This window comes from Paenibacillus sp. MMS20-IR301 (assembly GCF_032302195.1).
Taxonomy (GTDB): domain Bacteria; phylum Bacillota; class Bacilli; order Paenibacillales; family Paenibacillaceae; genus Paenibacillus_AQ.
The window spans coordinates 6,906,039-6,923,286 of the sequence record NZ_CP135275.1 but is presented as its reverse complement, the minus strand read 5'-3'; the positions used below and the strand labels follow the sequence as shown (position 1 = coordinate 6,923,286).

Sequence of the window (17,248 nt, the reverse complement as noted above, 5' to 3'; positions counted from 1 at the left end):
TCATATCATCCGGAAAATAAAACAGCGGCAGTCCAGGACTCTACCTTCTAATCCTGGCTGCCGCTGTTTTGCTTACTTACTCAGCTGCAAATGCAGCTTCGCACCGATGTGATTGCAATCCAAACGGAGGGCTTCTTTGAATTCAGTCGCTGCCGCTTCTTTCTTACCAAGGCCAAGTAAACCCAATCCCCGCATGAACCGGCAGTGAATCTCATTTCGCTTATTCAGATCCTCATCGAATACCAGGAAGTCCGGCAGAGATACCGCGAAGTAGTCGATTTTCACATCATCGAACAGATGCTTTTCCGCGTAATCCACCAGCTTGTTGAACCGCCGCTTCGCCTTATGTGTGTCATTCAGCTTCAGCCAGGCCAGCCCCTGGTAGAAGATCATTTCCGGCGGCTGGTCATTATAGTACATCGCACTGGTCGGTTCATCCAGACCGTGTGAAGCTGTGCGGAACGAAGCCTCTGCTGCCTGCTGCTGCTCCAGCGCCTCATAGGCGCAGCCAAGATAGTAATAGATGTTATTTTCCTGCGCACCGGCCAATTTGCCTTCGCCCAGATTCAGCGGATAGACAAGCGCCGCCTGCAGCAATTCCACCGCCTTGTCCGGACGGCCTGCCTGAATATGCTGCTTCGCCAGCTCCACATGTGCCATTACGTATTGGCCTGTCGCCTTGCCCTCGCCGCCTTCCCATGGATGGAAATTGCGTGAGGCCAGCAGCTGAACCGCTTCGTTATGCTTGCCCAGCAGGTTATGCAATGTGACATATTCCAGATACAGATCATCACGGCCGCTTACAAGGCTGGTCCGGCTTTCCAAGAAGGCCAGGCGCTCTCCGGCCGGTAATCCGATTTTTTTGTACAGCTGATCCAGTTCGAATAATACCCGTGCATCCCCCGGATCACAGGCCAGAGCTTTCTCCAGTGAAGCCCGCGCAGCTTGCGGATTCCCTTGCTTGTTGTAATAGGCCAGCGCCAGGTTTCTGTGCACGACAGAGTAATTGTCATCGGCGGATCTGGACTGCTCCCAATAGCGGATAGCCTCCCCGTGACGCTTCTTATCATACAGCAGATTACCAAGGTAGTAGCAGGCTTTAGCATCTTCAGGATGAACAGAGACTGCATATTCAAGCACCTGAAGCTCGAACAGGGTATTCGGGAAGCAGTAATCCGCATTCGCCTTCTCTCCGGCAGACAGGCAGCTTTGCACTGATTCCGGCTGACCCAATTTACCGTACAAATAAGCAAGCGTGTAATTCACCATAGGATCCGAGGAGCTCTCCAGCAGGAGCAGCGCCCGGGCAGCTTCCTCATACAGTCCCGCACCCGCATAGTCTGAGGCCAGCTCCAGATAATTCTTCGGCTCACCGCGCAGCAGCGCTTTGAATTGATTAACCGATACAGTGAAATCTTCGCTTCTCCCTTGTGCTTCCCGGATCAGCGCCAGCTCATAATGGGCGCCGAAATCAGCGACATCCAGCTTCAGGGTCTCTTCCGCGAAGGCTTCCGCTTCTTTCAATCTGTTCAGCTTGCGCAGCATGGCGGTTTTAGCATTTCTGGACTTATAGTTCCGCGCATTGCGGATCAGTGAACGTTCAGCAAGGTCCAGCGCTTCAGCAAACTTCCCTTGTTCAGCAGCAATTTGGGCGAGTGAGAAATAGCCGCCGTCCTGCCATGCTGCACTCCAGGCCGATTTATAGAAAGCAGTGAAGGCTTCATCCAGACGCCCCTGCAGCTTGAGACTAAGTCCGAGCTGGTAATACGCTTCCCCGTCATACGGGTTAGGGTTACGCCAGGTTACCCGCTTAACTGCCTTGCGGAAGTGTGCTTCGCTCTCGGCGAACAACCCCCTGCGCAGCAGTAAAGTACCGTAAGCAATATTAATCCGGCTGTCATTCCGATCACGCTTAAGCCCTTCCAGATAATAAGGCTCCGGTTCAAAGGTGGCGTGGCGGTATTGCTCCAGATGAAGCCCGGCCAAGTACAGCTCCTCATTCGTCGCGATGTCCTGCGGTTCCGGCAGCGGCCTGGCAGCATCCGGCACTTGTTCAATATCCTTTGGCTGCGGGGTATAAGCTACCAGCACATTACCTGCAGCATCTTGTACCTTGAGTGTGAGTTCATGTTCCAGGACGCCAGCCGTAAGCTTAACTTCTGCGGAATACGTATCCGCCGGAGTGAGTGTAAGCTGCTTGGACAGCACAATCCCCTGCGGCCCGGCCAGTTCAACTACTGCATTCTCGTAACGTGAAGTGGTGTAAGCAAATACTGTTGCCGTGCCCTGCTCTTCGTCGACTTCGAGGTTGACCGCGGCTTCGGTGGTAGCATTTTTGACCACTCCGATATTTTTGTAAGGCATGAAATATTGTGTAAAGGTCTTCTCTTCATAAGGCTGCAGCCAGGTGAAGTCCGGCTGGTTGTCCGTGAATACTCCGGTCATCAGCTCGATGTACGGGCCATCCTCATCGGTCAGGTTACGGTCCCACGCCTGGCCAAACTCGCCGTTCCCCCAGGTCCACTGCTTTTTCCCCGGTGAAATATGATGGTTCGCAACATGCAGGAGTCCGGCCTGAACGGAATGATCGTATCCTCCGACGAAATTATAGTCTGATTTATAAGCCATGTAGGAAGTCGGTACCGGAATATTCTTGTAACGTGAAATATCTACGCCTGAAGAATAGTCCATTTTGTAATACGTTCCCGTTGCAATAGGGAAGCGCGAGACATCGCGTTTGCCATGGTCAAATACAGCCGTCACATCCGGAGGAAACACAGACTGGGTATGATCATTTACAGCAACCGCGGGATTAGCCCACCACAGGAAGGTCTGCGGCTCCGAGGTACGGTTGTACAATTGGGCAGAAATTTCAATATATGCCTTGTCCGGGTGGAGCGTGAAGCCTGCAGTGACCTTCGTTCCATACATTCTGTCAATTTCGCTGACCCATACCGTTGCACTGCCGTCCGCTTTCTCTTCCAGGCGGTATTCGACAGGACCGTAAGTGTTAGGACGGTGATGCTGCGGCCAGTTGAATTCGATTCCGCCGGAAATCCATGGTCCCGCAAGACCGACGAGCGCCGGCTTAATAACCTGATTGTAATAGACAAAATCATAATTGTTGGTGCGGTCTACCGCCCGGTAAATACGGCCGCCCAGCTCAGGCATAATCTCTACCCGCAGGTATTCATTCTCCAGAACAACAATCCGGTAGGGGGCAGGCTTTTTCTCATCTTCGATTTTTTCGATGACAGGATGCGGGTACACTCTGCCGGAGCTTCCCTGATAAACCCGCTTTTCCAGAAACATCGGGTTTTTATTAGGCTCACCAACACCGTACGTTGGAATCTGCACTGTTTCTTCCCATATTTTTGTTTTGGCCATAGGCTCAGTCAACACAATCACTCCTGTGTGTAAAGTTAATTGAATAACTCAACAATACAAGATCGCCATAGTAGCCACAATTCAGAAAGTTCGGAATAGGATGGACTATTTTCTTTTATATCATTGCTATAACTTCAGTATATTAGCACAATAAATAAATGCTACTGGACTAAAACCTCATACTGATTGGGGCGCTTTGGGGGTGAATTAGGGGCAGAAGTACCCCTAATTCAACTGGTTGGGCTGCCTGGGGAGGGCGTGGCAGTTATCACCCTAAATACTGATCAAAAAGGTTGCCCTCCAAAAGCAAGCTGCCCTTGCCCGAAAACGTAAAACTTTTATCACAATAGAAAAGATGAAGAGAGAGTTAGAGCTCCACCCGCTGCTCCAGCACATCAAAACCTGTCGGACGGCGGACAGCCGCACGGATGCTGCGGGGAATGTCCATTGCCGGGACAACAAGATCCGCTTGTTCGCCCGGAGATAATACCGGAATATCGATCTGCCGCTCCCAGCTTCCTTCCTCAGCAGACAAAATGAGCTTATACCCGTCAATAGTATAACTCGGGAGCCCGTCACTGCACTTAATCCGGCAAAGTAACTCATCACTCGAGCTCTGGTGCACAATTTCAAGCGTAACAGGCGAGGACACTTCCCGGAGCAGCTGATAGGAGGGCTTTTCCGCCCCATACAAATCGGTTACACCATGAACCCGCTGGCGCATCCGCCCCTCTCCCTCTTCTCCCATCTGGGTACGGTAATCGTTGAGATTGAAGTAGATCATTCCGGCAATTTGCTCAACCTTCCGGTAAATGTCCATTTTTTCAACCATCTGCTCACTCCGCCGGGCATCTCCACCGGAATAGACAGGTTCACAGAGGCCAAACTCGGAGACCACGATCGGCTTATCAGGATGTGCCGCAATCAGTTTCCGGACCGTCTCATCCATGTCGAATTCTCCGTGCCAGGTCCCGATGTAGTCATTCCACATGATAATATCGCCTGCACCGGTTGCATCAAGTGACGGCTCCAAATGAACTGTGTTGCTTACATAGTTAACTGTACGGACTGGATCGAGTTCCTTGATATAAGCCCGTATTTCCTGAACGTACTGCATGGTCTTGGGCGATTGTCCATCGAGTTCGTTACCAACTCCCCAAGCGATAACGCTGGGATGATGATTATGCCGGGATATCATTTCGGACAGCTGCTGCTTAATTAAGGGAAGCGTCTCCGCACCTGGCTCTGCCGGCTGTTGCCATAGAGGCACTTCTTCCTGCACCAAAATCCCGTAGCGGTCGCACCATTCCAGCAGCTGCTCACTTTGCTGCCAGTGAAAGCGCGTAAAGACACAGTTCGCCTGCTTCATTTGTGTTAATACACGCTTGATATCCTCCAGCGTCTCTGCCATCCCGCTATCCGGGTGAGAGCCCGGCATCCATTCCACACCTGTCAGCCGTACCGGCTCACCATTGAGCAGAAAGCGGCTGCCCTCTGCCCTGAATTCCCGGAAACCGATATTTCGGGTCAGACTGTCCTGCAATTCCCCGTCTGCAATAATCCTTACATTCAGCTCATACAAATGCGGGTGATCGAAGTGCCAAAGCTCAATCCCTTCAATCTCTGCTTCAGGAAATGGAATAACCGTACATGGATAGCCGGCGGCCTGTGCACCTTCCCAGATCGTCCGGCCCTGCTGCTGCAATACCAGTTCAAGCCTCACTTCCTTAGCAGCTGTCTGCAGCGCCTTGTGCAGCGTGACCGATCCGCGAAGTCTCCCGCAAGCCCGGGGTTGCTCAGGATCCGGGAACCGCGGGGTTGCCTCTATCTGAATAACATCTATAGCCGCTTCCCCAGTAATATTCAAAGTAACCCCGCGGATCATCCCGCCGTCATCAGCCCAATCGAAGCTGTTGCCCTTGGGGAGTGCCGTTTCACTGTTTCCGTTATCAACGGATATCACCAGCAGATTCTCCTGTCTTGCCTTGAGTAACCCGGTCGCTTCAATGCGGAAGGAGGTATAGCCGGAATTCAAATGGCTGCCGGCCCGCTCACCGTTAATCCAAATGATACAATCCCGGTAGACTGCTTCAAAATCAAACCAGACCCGGCCTCCAGGCGGGAGCTCCGGGACTGTACACCGGAGCTCGTACCAGGCATGGCCCCGGTAATTCTCTGTTTCAGGCTGAACATTCCATGTATGGGGTACTGTCACGGCTTCAGGGGACGGCAAGCCGGTTTTGTCCCAGCCCATAGTTATCCCCTCTGCCTCAGGATCAATTTGAAATCTCCAGGTCTTATCCAGCCGGATTATCGTTCTTCCCAGTTGCTCCACTGCATTCACTCCCTACGTAATATTACAGTTCCCTCTCGGGATACCCACAATGTAACGTAAGCGGCGCCAGAATCCAATTGATGATCCTCTTAATCTCATGGACTATCTTCTGGAATGTTCAAGCTTTGTTCCTTGCTTATCGTTAGTCAGAACAAGCTCATTGCCGGGCCGGGATTGGGAAGTATATAAATGAATCTCAGCCAGCCTGAATTTGTCAGCTTGACGGAGAATAATTCTATGACGCTTTTCAAATACAAGCTCATATTGCTGTGGATCATGGGATTCGCTGATTTGTGGAAACAGCGGCTTGTACTGCAGCACTGCCTCCTCCACATCCGGTACATCGATAACCAGACAATCAATTCCTTGCACGCCGTTGTGATGTGTAAGTTCGTTATTATGGCAGATTACAGGAGGGTCGTAGGCGCTCATGTAGAAAGGTAATGCCGGCTCTTCGGGAATGGCTATCCACCACCGCTGCTTTCTTCCATCCGGCAATGTCTTACTCAGCTTGGTTATGCTGCTTATCCGCGCTCCGGCCTGCTTGCTAAGCTGAAGACTCAACTCCGCCTCTTCGCTTGGCACACTATCTATGGCATAATCGGTAATTCCGCCCCCGCAGCTCAAATAGTGCATAAACCGTTTAATCTTCGCGGACTTCGCGTGGCGAAACAGCTTAAGCAGCATTGTGATAAGCCTATCCGGCATGTATGCCGGCTTAGGGTCGAATAATTCAAGAAAAGATCCATCGCGAAAGTAAATCAGAGCATTGTGGGATCGCTGCGGGTCCGTACGATAGGTCACGGTGAAGCCCCATTTCTCGTATACACTGACATCATGCTTTAAATCTTTACTCTTAATCAGGATGTGCCCGATGGCATATCTACTCATGTTGCCCTCCTCCTTGGATAGTCCGCTTGCTTCCTTCAGCATCCGCTCCGTTATGTAACAGGGTTCTCCATCCCGCCTGTAAAAAAGGAATTAAATAACGCATGTATTCTTTAGCCTGTTCATAGGACATTCCAGAAGAAACGGTTTCGAGCACAAAGGCAAAGCTTTGCTTGACGAAAATAGAAATATACCGCCCGGGAGGACAATGGCTAAGCAGCCCCAGCTCTACCAGACTCTCCATATATTGTTGTGTGGCAACGATATCCGATTCTATCCACGACTCCCAAAAGTTCTCCAAGGAGGAACCCGCCGAAGAGTTCAGCAACAATGCAAATTCATCATGGTTCCGGAAAATAAAATCGACAAAGCCGTTGAGGTTATGCTCAGCAAGAAGCATGCTTGCTTCACTGTCGTTATCGTCCAATGCCTGAGTATGAACGGTGGCTGAATGCTCAAATAGCTGATTTAATTCATTCAAGACAGGCTGCGTCAAAGCGACCAGAAGCGCATCCTTCGTAGCGAAATAACGATAGATTGCACCCGTTGTCATTCCCGCCCTCTGGGCAATCGACCGCATGTTCGCGCCGTGAAAGCCCTTCTCCATAAATTCCATCTTCGCATTGTGCAGCAGTTTTCGCTCTGTAACTATTGATTTTTTATCTATGGCCGCTGCTCCTTTCCTCAAAATAACAACGTTATTTTATCATATTGCCGGCAATCGTTCCACGCTTTCGTTTCCGGTAATCAGAAAAAAATGGTCCCAAATGAACTTAATCATTTGAGACCATTGTATATGATTATTAATCTGTTCTAATTCAATCCCAGCCGGTGCGCACTTGGAAGCTTCATAAGTCTTGAGTCTGGCTTAAACCTGTTCCCGGTAACTGAAGTAATCGAAATCGGCCGGAAGTGAGGTGCCGCGCAAATCCTGCACGCAGACGCCGGCGAAGGCGCCGGTGAATGACAGCTTCTTCGCGTATTCATCCGCCAGAACGCCCGTATACAGCGCGGAGCCGATCGGCTGCCAGCCGGTGCCGTCCTGCGAATAGAAGAAGCGCACCGTCTCATCATGAATGACGGCCTTCAGGAAGCAGCGCTGCCAGCCGCCGATGGCGGCCCGTTCCTCTGATTCGGTGTAGACACCGCGGTCGCTGCTCACAAGCGTGAGATGTTTCCCCAGCTCTTCATCATGGGAGATTCTCAGGTAAAAGTAGTCCGTCTCATCGTAATACAGGACCAGTCCGGCCATCTGCGTAAAGGCTTCCGGCTCGAATTCCACGCAGGTCTCAACCTCGCAGCGGAAGCTCTGAATCCGCCGGGCAACCAGGCTTTGGCGGTTCCAGGAATGGAGGGACTCCCGGCCGTACAGGCGCAGATATCCCGGACGCTCCTTCAGCGTCAGCCAGGCTTCCTCCGGCGGCACCCGGAGCGTGCACCAGTGAATGCCGAGCTGACCGGCCGTGAAGTCATCCTTCTCCGGCTCCGGGGGGAACGGATGAGCCGGCAGATCAGGCGCAGGCACTTCCAGACGGGGCAGCTGCCCCTCTGAGGCCAGCCGCAGCCAGCCGTCTCCGGTCCAGACAACCTTCTGGATCGCCGTCTCGCGCCCGAGCGGACTCAGTCCGCTGCCGTCCGGAAGCGGCCGGCTGCAGATATGCGCCATGTACCACTCGCCCGCCTGCGTCTCGACCAGGCTGCCATGTCCGGCCTTCTGCAGCGGATGATCCGGAGCGCCGACGCTGGTCAGCACCGGTCCGGAAGGATCGGCTTCGTACATGCCGTCCACGGTACGCGAGCGGAGCAGGGTAGCCGCATGGTTCGCCCCCGTTCCGCCCTCAGCTACCAGCAGATAGTACCAGCCATCCTTCTTGTACACCATCGGCCCTTCCGTAACGCCGAGGGAGGTTCCCTTCGTCGCCACTTTAACCGGACCGCCGAGCCGCTCCTCTGCAGGCAAATATTCCTGCAGGATGATGCCGGCGAAGCGGTTTTTATGCTGGCGGAAATCCCACTGCATGTTGAACAGCCATTTGCGGCCGTCCGTATCGTGGAAGAGGAAATGGTCGAACCCGCTGGAATTCAGATACACCGGCTCCGACCACGGGCCTTCAATGGACGGTGCCGTCACTACATAGTTATGAAGATCCTTGTAGACGCCTTTGCGCGCAACCACATTCGTATAACACAGGTAATAGAGCCCGCCGTCATAGCTTAGTGAAGGTGCCCATATGCCGCCCGAACTCGGTACGCCGCGCAGATCCACCTGGTCCAGCCGGTCCAGCGGACGGACAAGCGGCCGCCAGTGAACGAGATCGCGGGAATGATGGATGAGCACACCGGGATACCATTCAAAAGTCGACGTAGCCATGTAGTAGTCGTCTTCGACCCGCATGATCGAAGCGTCTGGATTGAACCCGCGCAGGACGGGGTTAGAGATCATCATTGTTCATCCTCCGTTGCGGCAAAGGTTATATTCACCGCATATTCATTGATATCAAAGTTGCCCTGGGCGGCATCCGTCACGGGCTGTCCATTAATCTCCAGATCCTCGAAGCGGACTCCGTCCACCGGACGTTCCGGGTCGTATCCGTGAATCCGGTTCGGATTCATGTTCGCGCCGGTATAGCGGATCCGCCGGAATACGATCCCGGAAATAGCCCCGCCCGGTACGGGATTGTAATCCTTGTTCCAGACGACGCGGATATCAATTAACTGTCCAAGCTCGAAGGCCTCGACCCGGATATCCTCATACGTCACCTGCCGCACCCGGTTTTTGTCCCCGGCATTAATAGCCATGGCCCCCCAGTAATCGGGCTGGGGCTCGTGGTGCTCCAGAATATCGATGTTGCTGAAGGTAATCTCCTCAATGGTATCTCCGTCCCGGTCATGGTCGCCGTGCGTGCCCATCATCAGCGGATGGGCGACATCCGCCCAGAGGATGGAGTCCGACACCCTGACCCGGCGCGTATCGCCGCGGTAATCCCAGCGGCTGCCGTATATGGCAATGCAGTCGTCCGAGGTGCGGAGGAATACGTCGCGGATCTCGATATCCGAGCTTGCCATCATATCAATGCCGTCAGACCAGCCGCGCGTGCTGAACGACTTGAAGTTCTCGATCAGAACAAATTCCGATTTGCCGATATAGATGCTGTAATGAGGGGGGTCCAGCAGAATCAGCCCCTCTACCGAGATACGCTTCGAGAACTCGATCCGGATGCCGCGGAAGGCGGAGAAGCGGTGATAGTCGCCCAGATAGAGCACACCCCGGCCCCGGATGACGACGTTCTCGGCCCGCTCGCAGACCAGAGAGCCGGCAACGACCGCGCCTCCGGCGATATAGACGGTCGTGTCCGAGGGAATGCGCAGAAGGGTTTCCTCGATATAATGCATGCCGGGCCCGAAATAGATAATCTTCGGCGCCTCCCCGGCCTTCAGCTTCCGGTAAATATCCGCGGTCCGGTGGATGGCCGGCTTCAGCAGCAGGACACCCTCATCCTCCGGCCGGGGCGCGTCCGTCTCCAGCGGATTCGCGAACAGATGCAGGTTGCCGAACCGGTCGCCGTTCACCTCCACCGAAAGCTTGCACGGACGGTCCAGTGCAAAGGCAAGTACGTTGCCGTCCCTGGTAAACGCCATTCCTGCCGACAAAGGGCGGATTACCGCGTCCTCCACCGCCGGTCCCGTATATTCAACCTCCACGAAGACCGTTCCGCTCATGTCGAAGTAAGCCATCGACGCCCGGCGCACCTCATGCATGTCCACCTTGGCCTCATACACAAACAGCTCCTGCCATGCTCCATCCGGCAGCCGGACGCGAACCTTAAAGTCTTGGCGTTGCGGTGCCCCCTTCGGTGCATCATATACAATTAACTGGTTCATTGTCTCCTCCAAGTCTGGTCTGTCACCACAAATACAAGTCGCCACCCTTAAGCTTAAATACAGCCTCCAACAAATAATAATCGCCATAAATGATCGCCCCGTGGTGCAGTGCGTTATGGTAAGCGGCTGAGCCCCGCTGCACAATGGCGTCGGAGGCCTCGCTCCAATCGCAGCGCGCTTCCACCGCCTGCAGCAGCTTGACCGCCGGCTCCAGATACAGCTTTTTCTCCAATCCGCCGACCGCTTTGCTAATTTCGATCAATCCGCAGGCGGCAATCACGGCGGCAGTGTCATCCTCCAGCTTCGGCTCCTCCGGCTGCCGGAAATCTACCGGAATCACACCATCTGCTGGAATATTCGCAATAAAGTAATGGGCAATCCGCTTCGCTGTATCAAGATAAGCCGGCTTGCCCGTATGAATATAGCTCATCATAAAGCCGTACAGCCCCCAGGCCTGGCCGCGTGTCCATGAAGAGCCGTTCTCGTAGCCCTGGCCGCCGTGCGTCCGCACAACACCGCCATCGAAGGGATCAAACTCGACGATATGATTGACGGACCCGTCCGGACGGACAAAAGTCTCGATGACCGTATCGGCATGTTTCATGGCAATTTGCTTAAAGCGCGGGTCGCCGGTCTCCTCTGATGCCCAGTACAGCAGCGGAATGTTGAACATACAGTCGATGATTGCCCAGCCTCTCGTATCCAGGTTCTCAACCTCATTCCAGGCACGGATAAACCCGCCGGCCAGATTGAAGCGGCCGGCCAGGAGATTCGCCGCATGCAGCCCGCGGTTGCGTGACTGCGGATTACGGGTCACCCGGTAATTGGCTACGCTTGTCGGCAGCCACATGAAGCCTACATCATGGTGCAAGCCGGCAAATTGCTGGAAGCACCGGTCGAGCAGTTCCTCAGAAATACCGGCGATCTCCTTGTATTTGTTCTCGCCCGTCTCGTGATGCATCAGCCACATCATGCCGCCCCAGAAGCCATTCGTCCACCACTGGATGCCGTCGGCTGCATCACCGGTGGGATTGTCGATGTTCCGGTCGTCATGCGTTCCGCCGATTGTCGTGTAAGGAATTTTATACTTGGATTTTTCGCTGACCCAATCCAGCTTGCGTGTAATTTTCTGCGTGATGGCTTGCAGCCATTCCTGATCGGTTATAGTTGACATGGATCTGTTCCCCTTTGGCCCGATCAAAGTTGTTGGTAAACGGGCCAGCCTAATTATAGCGCTGAACGCCGCCGGGAAATCGCCATAACTGATGCTAAAATGTTCAAATCTTGCCCTTCATCGGCTATACTTATAACATCCTTCAGAAATTCGGGTGATCCCAATGAACAACCTGTTTGAACGTGTGCCTTTGCATGAATCTCCGCTAATCTGGAAGTACCGGCACTGCAACACCGCCGATTTCTCCGGTTATTACCACTGGCATCAGTGCTGCGAAATTCTGCTTGTGCATGAAGGGCGCGGCAGCGTTATTTTCAATCAGAAAATGTACCCGCTCCGTACAGGCATGCTCTTCTTCTTCCAGCCGTTCCAGCTGCACAAAGTCCATGCCGAGGTAGGCCCGCAGACGCCTTACGTCCGTTCGGGCCTGCACTTTGATCCCTATGCATTTGATGAGGCGCTCAGGCAGTTCCCCGCCCTGCATACCTGGTTCACCCAGCTTTGGCAAGGGGCTGATCTGGAGCTGGCTTTCGACGTTGCGCCCGTTATGGATTATCTGGACCAGGTACTTGCCATGTATGCACGGATCGGACAGCAGCCGCTGGAGGCGGCCGGTAAGCCCAAGGAGGACTCCGCCTTCCTGCTGCTGCAAATGCTTCATGGCCTGTCGCTGGCCGGACCGTCCCGCTGGCTTGGAATCGTTCAGCCCCGCCAGCTCTCCTATAGCGAACAGATTATGCATTATATCGAAGACCACTATGCGGAGGAAATCCGGCTGGAGGATATTGCGGAGGCGCTGCATCTGTCCAAATTTTATCTCTCGCGGCTGTTTCAGACCGAGACCGGCAGCAGCATCATGCATTATATGACCGCAAGACGAATCAAGGCCGCCTGCAGGCTGCTGCAGACGACCCCGCTTTCGGTCGAACAGATCGGAGGACGCGTTGGCGTTCCGAATCCGTCTTATTTCATCAGGCTGTTCAAAAAAGAAGTCGGCCTCACGCCTCTGAAATACCGCCACCGGATGTGACGGGGGAGATATCGCCATAAGCTTTAATTATTCGCTTCTTCTGTGCCTTTAATCAGTTAATCTCAACCAAAGCCTTGATCACCTTAGATTCAGGCTTTAACCAGCCGTCAAACTGGTTGATCATATCAGCGAAATCGGTACGATGGGTAATATAGCGGTCTATGTCAATATATTTAGCAGATAGGGCCTGCAGCACGAAGGCAAAATCCTCTTTGGTAGCGTTACGGCTGCCCATGAGAGTCATTTCGCGGCTGTGAAAATTCGGATCATTAAAGGAAATATCACTCTTTACCAGCCCGACATATATCAGCGAACCGCCGTGAGCTACCAGCTCGAACGCATTCATCATGGATTTGGCATTGCCTGTAGCATCAATGACGATCGAAGCAGATTCGCCATTTGTAATGGCCGCGAGCTGCTCCTTCGGCTGGTGCAATGCATTCACTGTATACTCTACCTGAGCCCATGACTTGCAGAATGCAAGACGCTCTTCATTGACATCCATTGCAATGACCTTGGCTCCAGCATATCTGGCAAGAGCCATTACACCTAATCCGATTGGCCCTGCCCCGATCACTAGCACAGTGTCTCCAGCAGCCATTTGGGAGCGGCGAATCGCATGTGCACCGATGGCTAACGGTTCCAGCATAGCGGATTGATCCAGTGTAAGACCTTCGGTCTTGAGCAAATATTCAAGAGGTATAGAGATCAATTCACGCATTCCTCCGTCAATATGGACACCAAACACCTTCATGTTCTTACAACAGTTCGTTTTTCCGCTTATACAAGCTGAACACTCGCCACAATGGATGTAGGGCACAATGCTGACCTGATCTCCCCGATGAAGGTTAGCCTCATTCTCCCCAATGGCTTCAATGACTCCAGCCAATTCATGGCCCAGCACACGTGGATAGTTAAAGAACGGCTGGTTGCCCTGATATGCATGCAAATCTGTGCCACAGATACCGATCCGGCGAATCCTTACAATCGCCTTTCCTTCTTCCAGGACAGGCTCTTTTAAATCTTCGCGCCATATAAACTTGCCGACTTCCTCGCAGACTATACCTTTCATTATGCGATGCCGCCCCCTTTATTGTTTAACAAATGCTCATTATATTCGGGACGCCCGCTTATCCAGGATACATTGTGTACCGGCTCTAGTATTTCTAGCACTTCCGTAAGCAGTGCTCTATCTATCGGCTCATCAGTCCAAACTGCATTATTGATAATATTCTCTGGAAGGGCAGTGCTGACTAGAGTTGTGGGGATCAGTTCATTACCCGTTGAATACTGTATGGCAAGTTTAGCGATATCAACACCTTTTGAAGCACAATACTCAGCTGCTTTCTTGCAGGCTGTTCTCAACTCACTGCCCGCGGGATGCCAATTTGCTAATTCACGGGTACTCAGGAGGCCCATGGACAGAGGGGAAGCATTAACAAGGCCAACCCCTCTGTCCTGAAGCAGCGGGAGCAAATGGAGTAAAGAAGTGTCATTCAGCGAGTAATGGCAGTAGGACAAAATTGCATCGACTTCGATTTCAGGCAGCATTTTTTCAAAAAGCTGTAATGGCAGACCGCTAATGCCACAAAAACGGATCTTGCCTTGTTCTTTTAAAGCGTGCATGGCTGGAACTGCTTCTTCCAGAATAATTTTGGGTGGTACGAATTCAATATCGTGCAAGAACAAAATATCCAGATAATCGGTATGCAGCCGGTTTAAGCTCTCTTCTACACTGCTAAAGATGCGCTTAGCGGTGAAATCGAAGCTTGATTCGCCGTAGCGTCCCGCTTTGGATGACAACAGGAATTTATCACGCGGCAATTGCTGTATCGCTTTGCCCAGCACGGTTTCTGCTTTTGTTAGACCATAATAAGGAGAAACATCGATATAGTTAATCCCGGAATCAATAGCACTATGCACGGTTCGAATACTCTCATTATCATCCGTTGGATGGAACACTGAGCCCAGCGAAGAAGCACCAAAGCTCAGTACAGATACGTCCAGTCCGGTATTTCCTAATTGACGGTACTTCATTTGACAGAGCCACCTCATTTATAAGTTTATAGTTTGTAAAACACCTTGGCATTCATTCCAAACAATCGGTCACGTTCACTTTCGCCCCAAGTCTCTGGCAGCGCATGTAGCAGGATCTCCATGACTTGACCATACTCCGCCGCTAACAAACATACGGGCCAGTCGCTGCCGAACATCACTCTGTCCGGTCCGAATTCTTCCAGCACTTTGCGGATGTATAGTGTAAACTCTTCTAACCTCCACTGCTTATGATCCGCCTCGGTCACCATGCCGGATAATTTACAGTAGATACCAGGAAATTGTGCGAAGTCACTCAAATATCTCGCCCAAGATTCAAACTCTCTGCTCTTGATAGAAGGTTTAGCAATATGATTGATTACGCTCCGCAGATTCGGAACCTTCTGCAGCAACTGTAGCACGGTCTCCATCTGCTCCGAGACAAGTAACAGATCAACGGGCACATCTTCAGCCGCGTAGCCGCGCAGCCTGTCTATAAATTGTGGATCCAGAATACGAGAAGCATCAGGCATATCCTGAATCATGATGCGAAATCCCTTAAACTTTGAACTACGCCGGAACTGATCATAATATTTCCGATGATCAGGATCGAATAAATCCAACCACCCGACTACACCCAGTACAGAGGAGGTCTGATCGGCGAGAGCAAGAATATAATTCGTTTCATCAATTGTCGGGGCCGCTTGAACAATAATACTTCCATTAAAATTATGCTGGTTCAGCAATGGTTCCAGGTCGCTGGGCATGAAATCCCGGTATAGAACCGAATGTTCCGGTGTAATCCAGCCATAGTCGCCACGGTCAATTCTCCAGTAATGCTGATGTGTGTCGATTCGCATTTAATCCCCCCGTGAGATCATTATTCGATGTCCAATGCACTTATGTTAAACCAGCCAACATCTGCCCAACCAGGTAACAGCTGTTCTTTAATGGTCTTTGTCGTCGGATTTTCTTTGATAAAATCCTCTTTAGCATACAAGCCTATTTTGGCGCCTACCCATTTGCTGACCATTGCTTGAAATAACGGTACATTCAAAACTTCAAAGTGTTCTCCGTCTAAACTATATCCAAAGGAGCAGCCAGCTCCATGGTGCACGTCTGCCCGCAACACAATATGTTCTGCTTCTATAGGCAGTTCCCAAACCACGGTTTCTTGCTCCTCATTCCCATGCACTAATTGCAGCTTTCGGGCATCCGCTGAGCTGCTGCTGTAAACACGCAATGCAGCATAATGGTATCCAAATACAATTAGTCCTGCCTCCCCCCGATCTGAAACAGCTGAAACGTCCAGTAAGGTACAAGCTCTGAACGAAGGAGCTGTGAATTTCTGCAGCAGCAGGTGAGGAGCCTGAAACAACGTATCCTCCATATTCAGACGCGGCTGGGAAAAGAGCCGTAGCCAGCCTGGACGTTGTGACAGAGAGTACCATGAATCAGAAGGATTAGCCTGCCACTGCCATTGCAATCCTAAAGTGAGTGCTGAAAAATCATCAGATGCAACTGGCACTGTAACCGGATAATTACTGCCCACATCAGGTTTTCGGTACTGTTGAAGCGGTTCTCCTACACCATTACCGTCGACAGCATTCCCCATTACTGGCCAGCCATCAACCCATGCAACAGGCTGCAAATGCACGATTCTGCCGTAAGCACCCTTATCCTGGAAATGCATAAACCATGATTCTCCTGATTCTAATTCTACCCATCCCCCTTGATGGGGACCGTTTACCTGCGATGATCCCTGAAGAAGTACAACCCAATCCTCATACGGACCGTAAGGACTGGCAGAGCGGAATACGGTTTGCCAGCCAGTCTCCACTCCACCGGCAGGAGCAAACACATAATAATACCCTTCTCTCTTATACATTTTCGGACCTTCCAGTGTAGGATGACGCTGAGAATCGTGAAAAATAATCTGCCCTTCATCCAAAAGCCTGGTGCCATCAGGCGACATAGGGCATAGTCGCAAACGGTGCTTAAGACCGCTGCGACTTTTGGCAAATGCGTGTACTAAATAGGCACGTCCATCATCATCCCAGAAAGGACAAGTATCAATCAGACCTTTGCCGGCATGTACAAGATGCAGCTCTGACCATTCGCCCGCTGGATCTTCGGCTGAAGTCATAAATATACCTACATCAGGGTCCCCATAAAAAATCCAATACCGGCTGTCATGATACCTGAGGCTTGGTGCCCACACACCGTTCCCATGCTGCGGTCTGTCATAGCCTTCCAGTGGCATACGCTGAATGGCATGATTGATCAGACGCCAGTTCACCAAATCCTTCGAATGCAGGATCGGAAGTCCCGGAATATGTCCGAAGCTGGAAGCGGTCATATAGAAATCTTCTCCTACCCGTATAACATCAGGATCAGAATAGTCGGCATGCAGTACAGGATTCTTGTAATTCCCGTCCCCCAGATCAGCAGTCCATGGCTCCTTAGTAAATTTTGCTTTGATCGGTTTCTTCATCGTTTAGCCTCCCCGTATTTATTC

At 52.0% G+C, this 17,248-nt stretch carries 12 protein-coding genes; 1 reads left to right on the top strand and 11 read right to left on the bottom strand.

Annotated elements, in window-relative coordinates:
- Nucleotides 1-72: 72 nt before the first annotated feature.
- The 7 genes from LOS79_RS29900 to LOS79_RS29870 form a co-directional block, all read right to left on the bottom strand.
- Nucleotides 73-3,387 carry a DUF5107 domain-containing protein gene (locus LOS79_RS29900; RefSeq protein WP_315422519.1) on the bottom strand — a complete coding sequence of 1,105 codons (3,315 nt, stop codon included), beginning with the start codon at nt 3,385-3,387 and terminating at the stop codon, nt 73-75.
- Between the two features lie 367 nt (nt 3,388-3,754).
- Nucleotides 3,755-5,722, bottom strand: coding sequence for a glycoside hydrolase family 2 protein (locus LOS79_RS29895; RefSeq protein WP_315414500.1), 1,968 nt, complete (start codon nt 5,720-5,722; stop codon nt 3,755-3,757).
- A gap of 102 nt (nt 5,723-5,824) precedes the next feature.
- Entirely contained in the window at nt 5,825-6,613 is a 789-nt protein-coding gene (locus LOS79_RS29890) for a VOC family protein (RefSeq protein ID WP_315414498.1), read from the bottom strand.
- Nucleotides 6,606-7,298 carry a TetR/AcrR family transcriptional regulator gene (locus tag LOS79_RS29885; protein WP_315414497.1) on the bottom strand — a complete coding sequence of 231 codons (693 nt, stop codon included), beginning with the start codon at nt 7,296-7,298 and terminating at the stop codon, nt 6,606-6,608. The genes LOS79_RS29890 and LOS79_RS29885 overlap by 8 nt, the downstream gene beginning before the upstream one ends.
- A 180-nt stretch (nt 7,299-7,478) precedes the next feature.
- Complete coding sequence (locus LOS79_RS29880) at nt 7,479-9,056, bottom strand: glycoside hydrolase family 43 protein (protein ID WP_315414496.1); 1,578 nt, start codon at nt 9,054-9,056, stop codon at nt 7,479-7,481.
- Nucleotides 9,053-10,492: a glycosyl hydrolase family 28 protein gene (locus LOS79_RS29875; protein WP_315414495.1), complete on the bottom strand. Its 1,440-nt coding sequence runs from the start codon at nt 10,490-10,492 to the stop codon at nt 9,053-9,055. The genes LOS79_RS29880 and LOS79_RS29875 overlap by 4 nt, the downstream gene beginning before the upstream one ends.
- Before the next feature lie 22 nt (nt 10,493-10,514).
- Entirely contained in the window at nt 10,515-11,666 is a 1,152-nt protein-coding gene (locus tag LOS79_RS29870) for a glycoside hydrolase family protein (protein WP_315414494.1), read from the bottom strand.
- Between the two features lie 163 nt (nt 11,667-11,829).
- Between LOS79_RS29870 and LOS79_RS29865 the strand changes: the two genes are divergently transcribed.
- Nucleotides 11,830-12,696, top strand: a complete 867-nt coding sequence (locus LOS79_RS29865; RefSeq protein WP_315414492.1) for an AraC family transcriptional regulator — start codon at nt 11,830-11,832, stop codon at nt 12,694-12,696.
- Nucleotides 12,697-12,748: 52 nt separating this feature from the next.
- Here LOS79_RS29865 and LOS79_RS29860 read toward each other — a convergent pair whose 3' ends face one another.
- The 4 genes from LOS79_RS29860 to LOS79_RS29845 are packed head-to-tail and all read right to left on the bottom strand — an operon-like array spanning nt 12,749 to nt 17,224.
- Nucleotides 12,749-13,768, bottom strand: a complete 1,020-nt coding sequence (locus LOS79_RS29860) for a zinc-binding alcohol dehydrogenase family protein (RefSeq protein ID WP_315414490.1) — start codon at nt 13,766-13,768, stop codon at nt 12,749-12,751.
- Nucleotides 13,768-14,733, bottom strand: a complete 966-nt coding sequence (locus LOS79_RS29855) for an aldo/keto reductase (RefSeq protein WP_315414487.1) — start codon at nt 14,731-14,733, stop codon at nt 13,768-13,770. The genes LOS79_RS29860 and LOS79_RS29855 overlap by 1 nt, the downstream gene beginning before the upstream one ends.
- 26 nt (nt 14,734-14,759) lie before the next feature.
- Entirely contained in the window at nt 14,760-15,590 is an 831-nt protein-coding gene (locus LOS79_RS29850; RefSeq protein WP_315414486.1) for an amidohydrolase family protein, read from the bottom strand.
- Nucleotides 15,591-15,610: 20 nt separating this feature from the next.
- Complete coding sequence (locus tag LOS79_RS29845; RefSeq protein WP_315414485.1) at nt 15,611-17,224, bottom strand: glycoside hydrolase family 43 protein; 1,614 nt, start codon at nt 17,222-17,224, stop codon at nt 15,611-15,613.
- Nucleotides 17,225-17,248 lie beyond the last annotated feature (24 nt).

Bases quoted from the DNA above. Each gene is read 5' to 3' on its own strand.
- LOS79_RS29845 (WP_315414485.1), bottom strand. From the start codon at position 17,224: ATGAAGAAACCGATCAAAGCAAAATTTACTAAGGAGCCATGGACTGCT.
- LOS79_RS29850 (WP_315414486.1), bottom strand. From the start codon at position 15,590: ATGCGAATCGACACACATCAGCATTACTGGAGAATTGACCGTGGCGAC.
- LOS79_RS29855 (WP_315414487.1), bottom strand. From the start codon at position 14,733: ATGAAGTACCGTCAATTAGGAAATACCGGACTGGACGTATCTGTACTG.
- LOS79_RS29900 (WP_315422519.1), bottom strand. From the start codon at position 3,387: ATGGCCAAAACAAAAATATGGGAAGAAACAGTGCAGATTCCAACGTAC.
- LOS79_RS29870 (WP_315414494.1), bottom strand. From the start codon at position 11,666: ATGTCAACTATAACCGATCAGGAATGGCTGCAAGCCATCACGCAGAAA.
- LOS79_RS29880 (WP_315414496.1), bottom strand. From the start codon at position 9,056: ATGATGATCTCTAACCCCGTCCTGCGCGGGTTCAATCCAGACGCTTCG.
- LOS79_RS29875 (WP_315414495.1), bottom strand. From the start codon at position 10,492: ATGAACCAGTTAATTGTATATGATGCACCGAAGGGGGCACCGCAACGC.
- LOS79_RS29860 (WP_315414490.1), bottom strand. From the start codon at position 13,768: ATGAAAGGTATAGTCTGCGAGGAAGTCGGCAAGTTTATATGGCGCGAA.
- LOS79_RS29865 (WP_315414492.1), top strand. From the start codon at position 11,830: ATGAACAACCTGTTTGAACGTGTGCCTTTGCATGAATCTCCGCTAATC.
- LOS79_RS29890 (WP_315414498.1), bottom strand. From the start codon at position 6,613: ATGAGTAGATATGCCATCGGGCACATCCTGATTAAGAGTAAAGATTTA.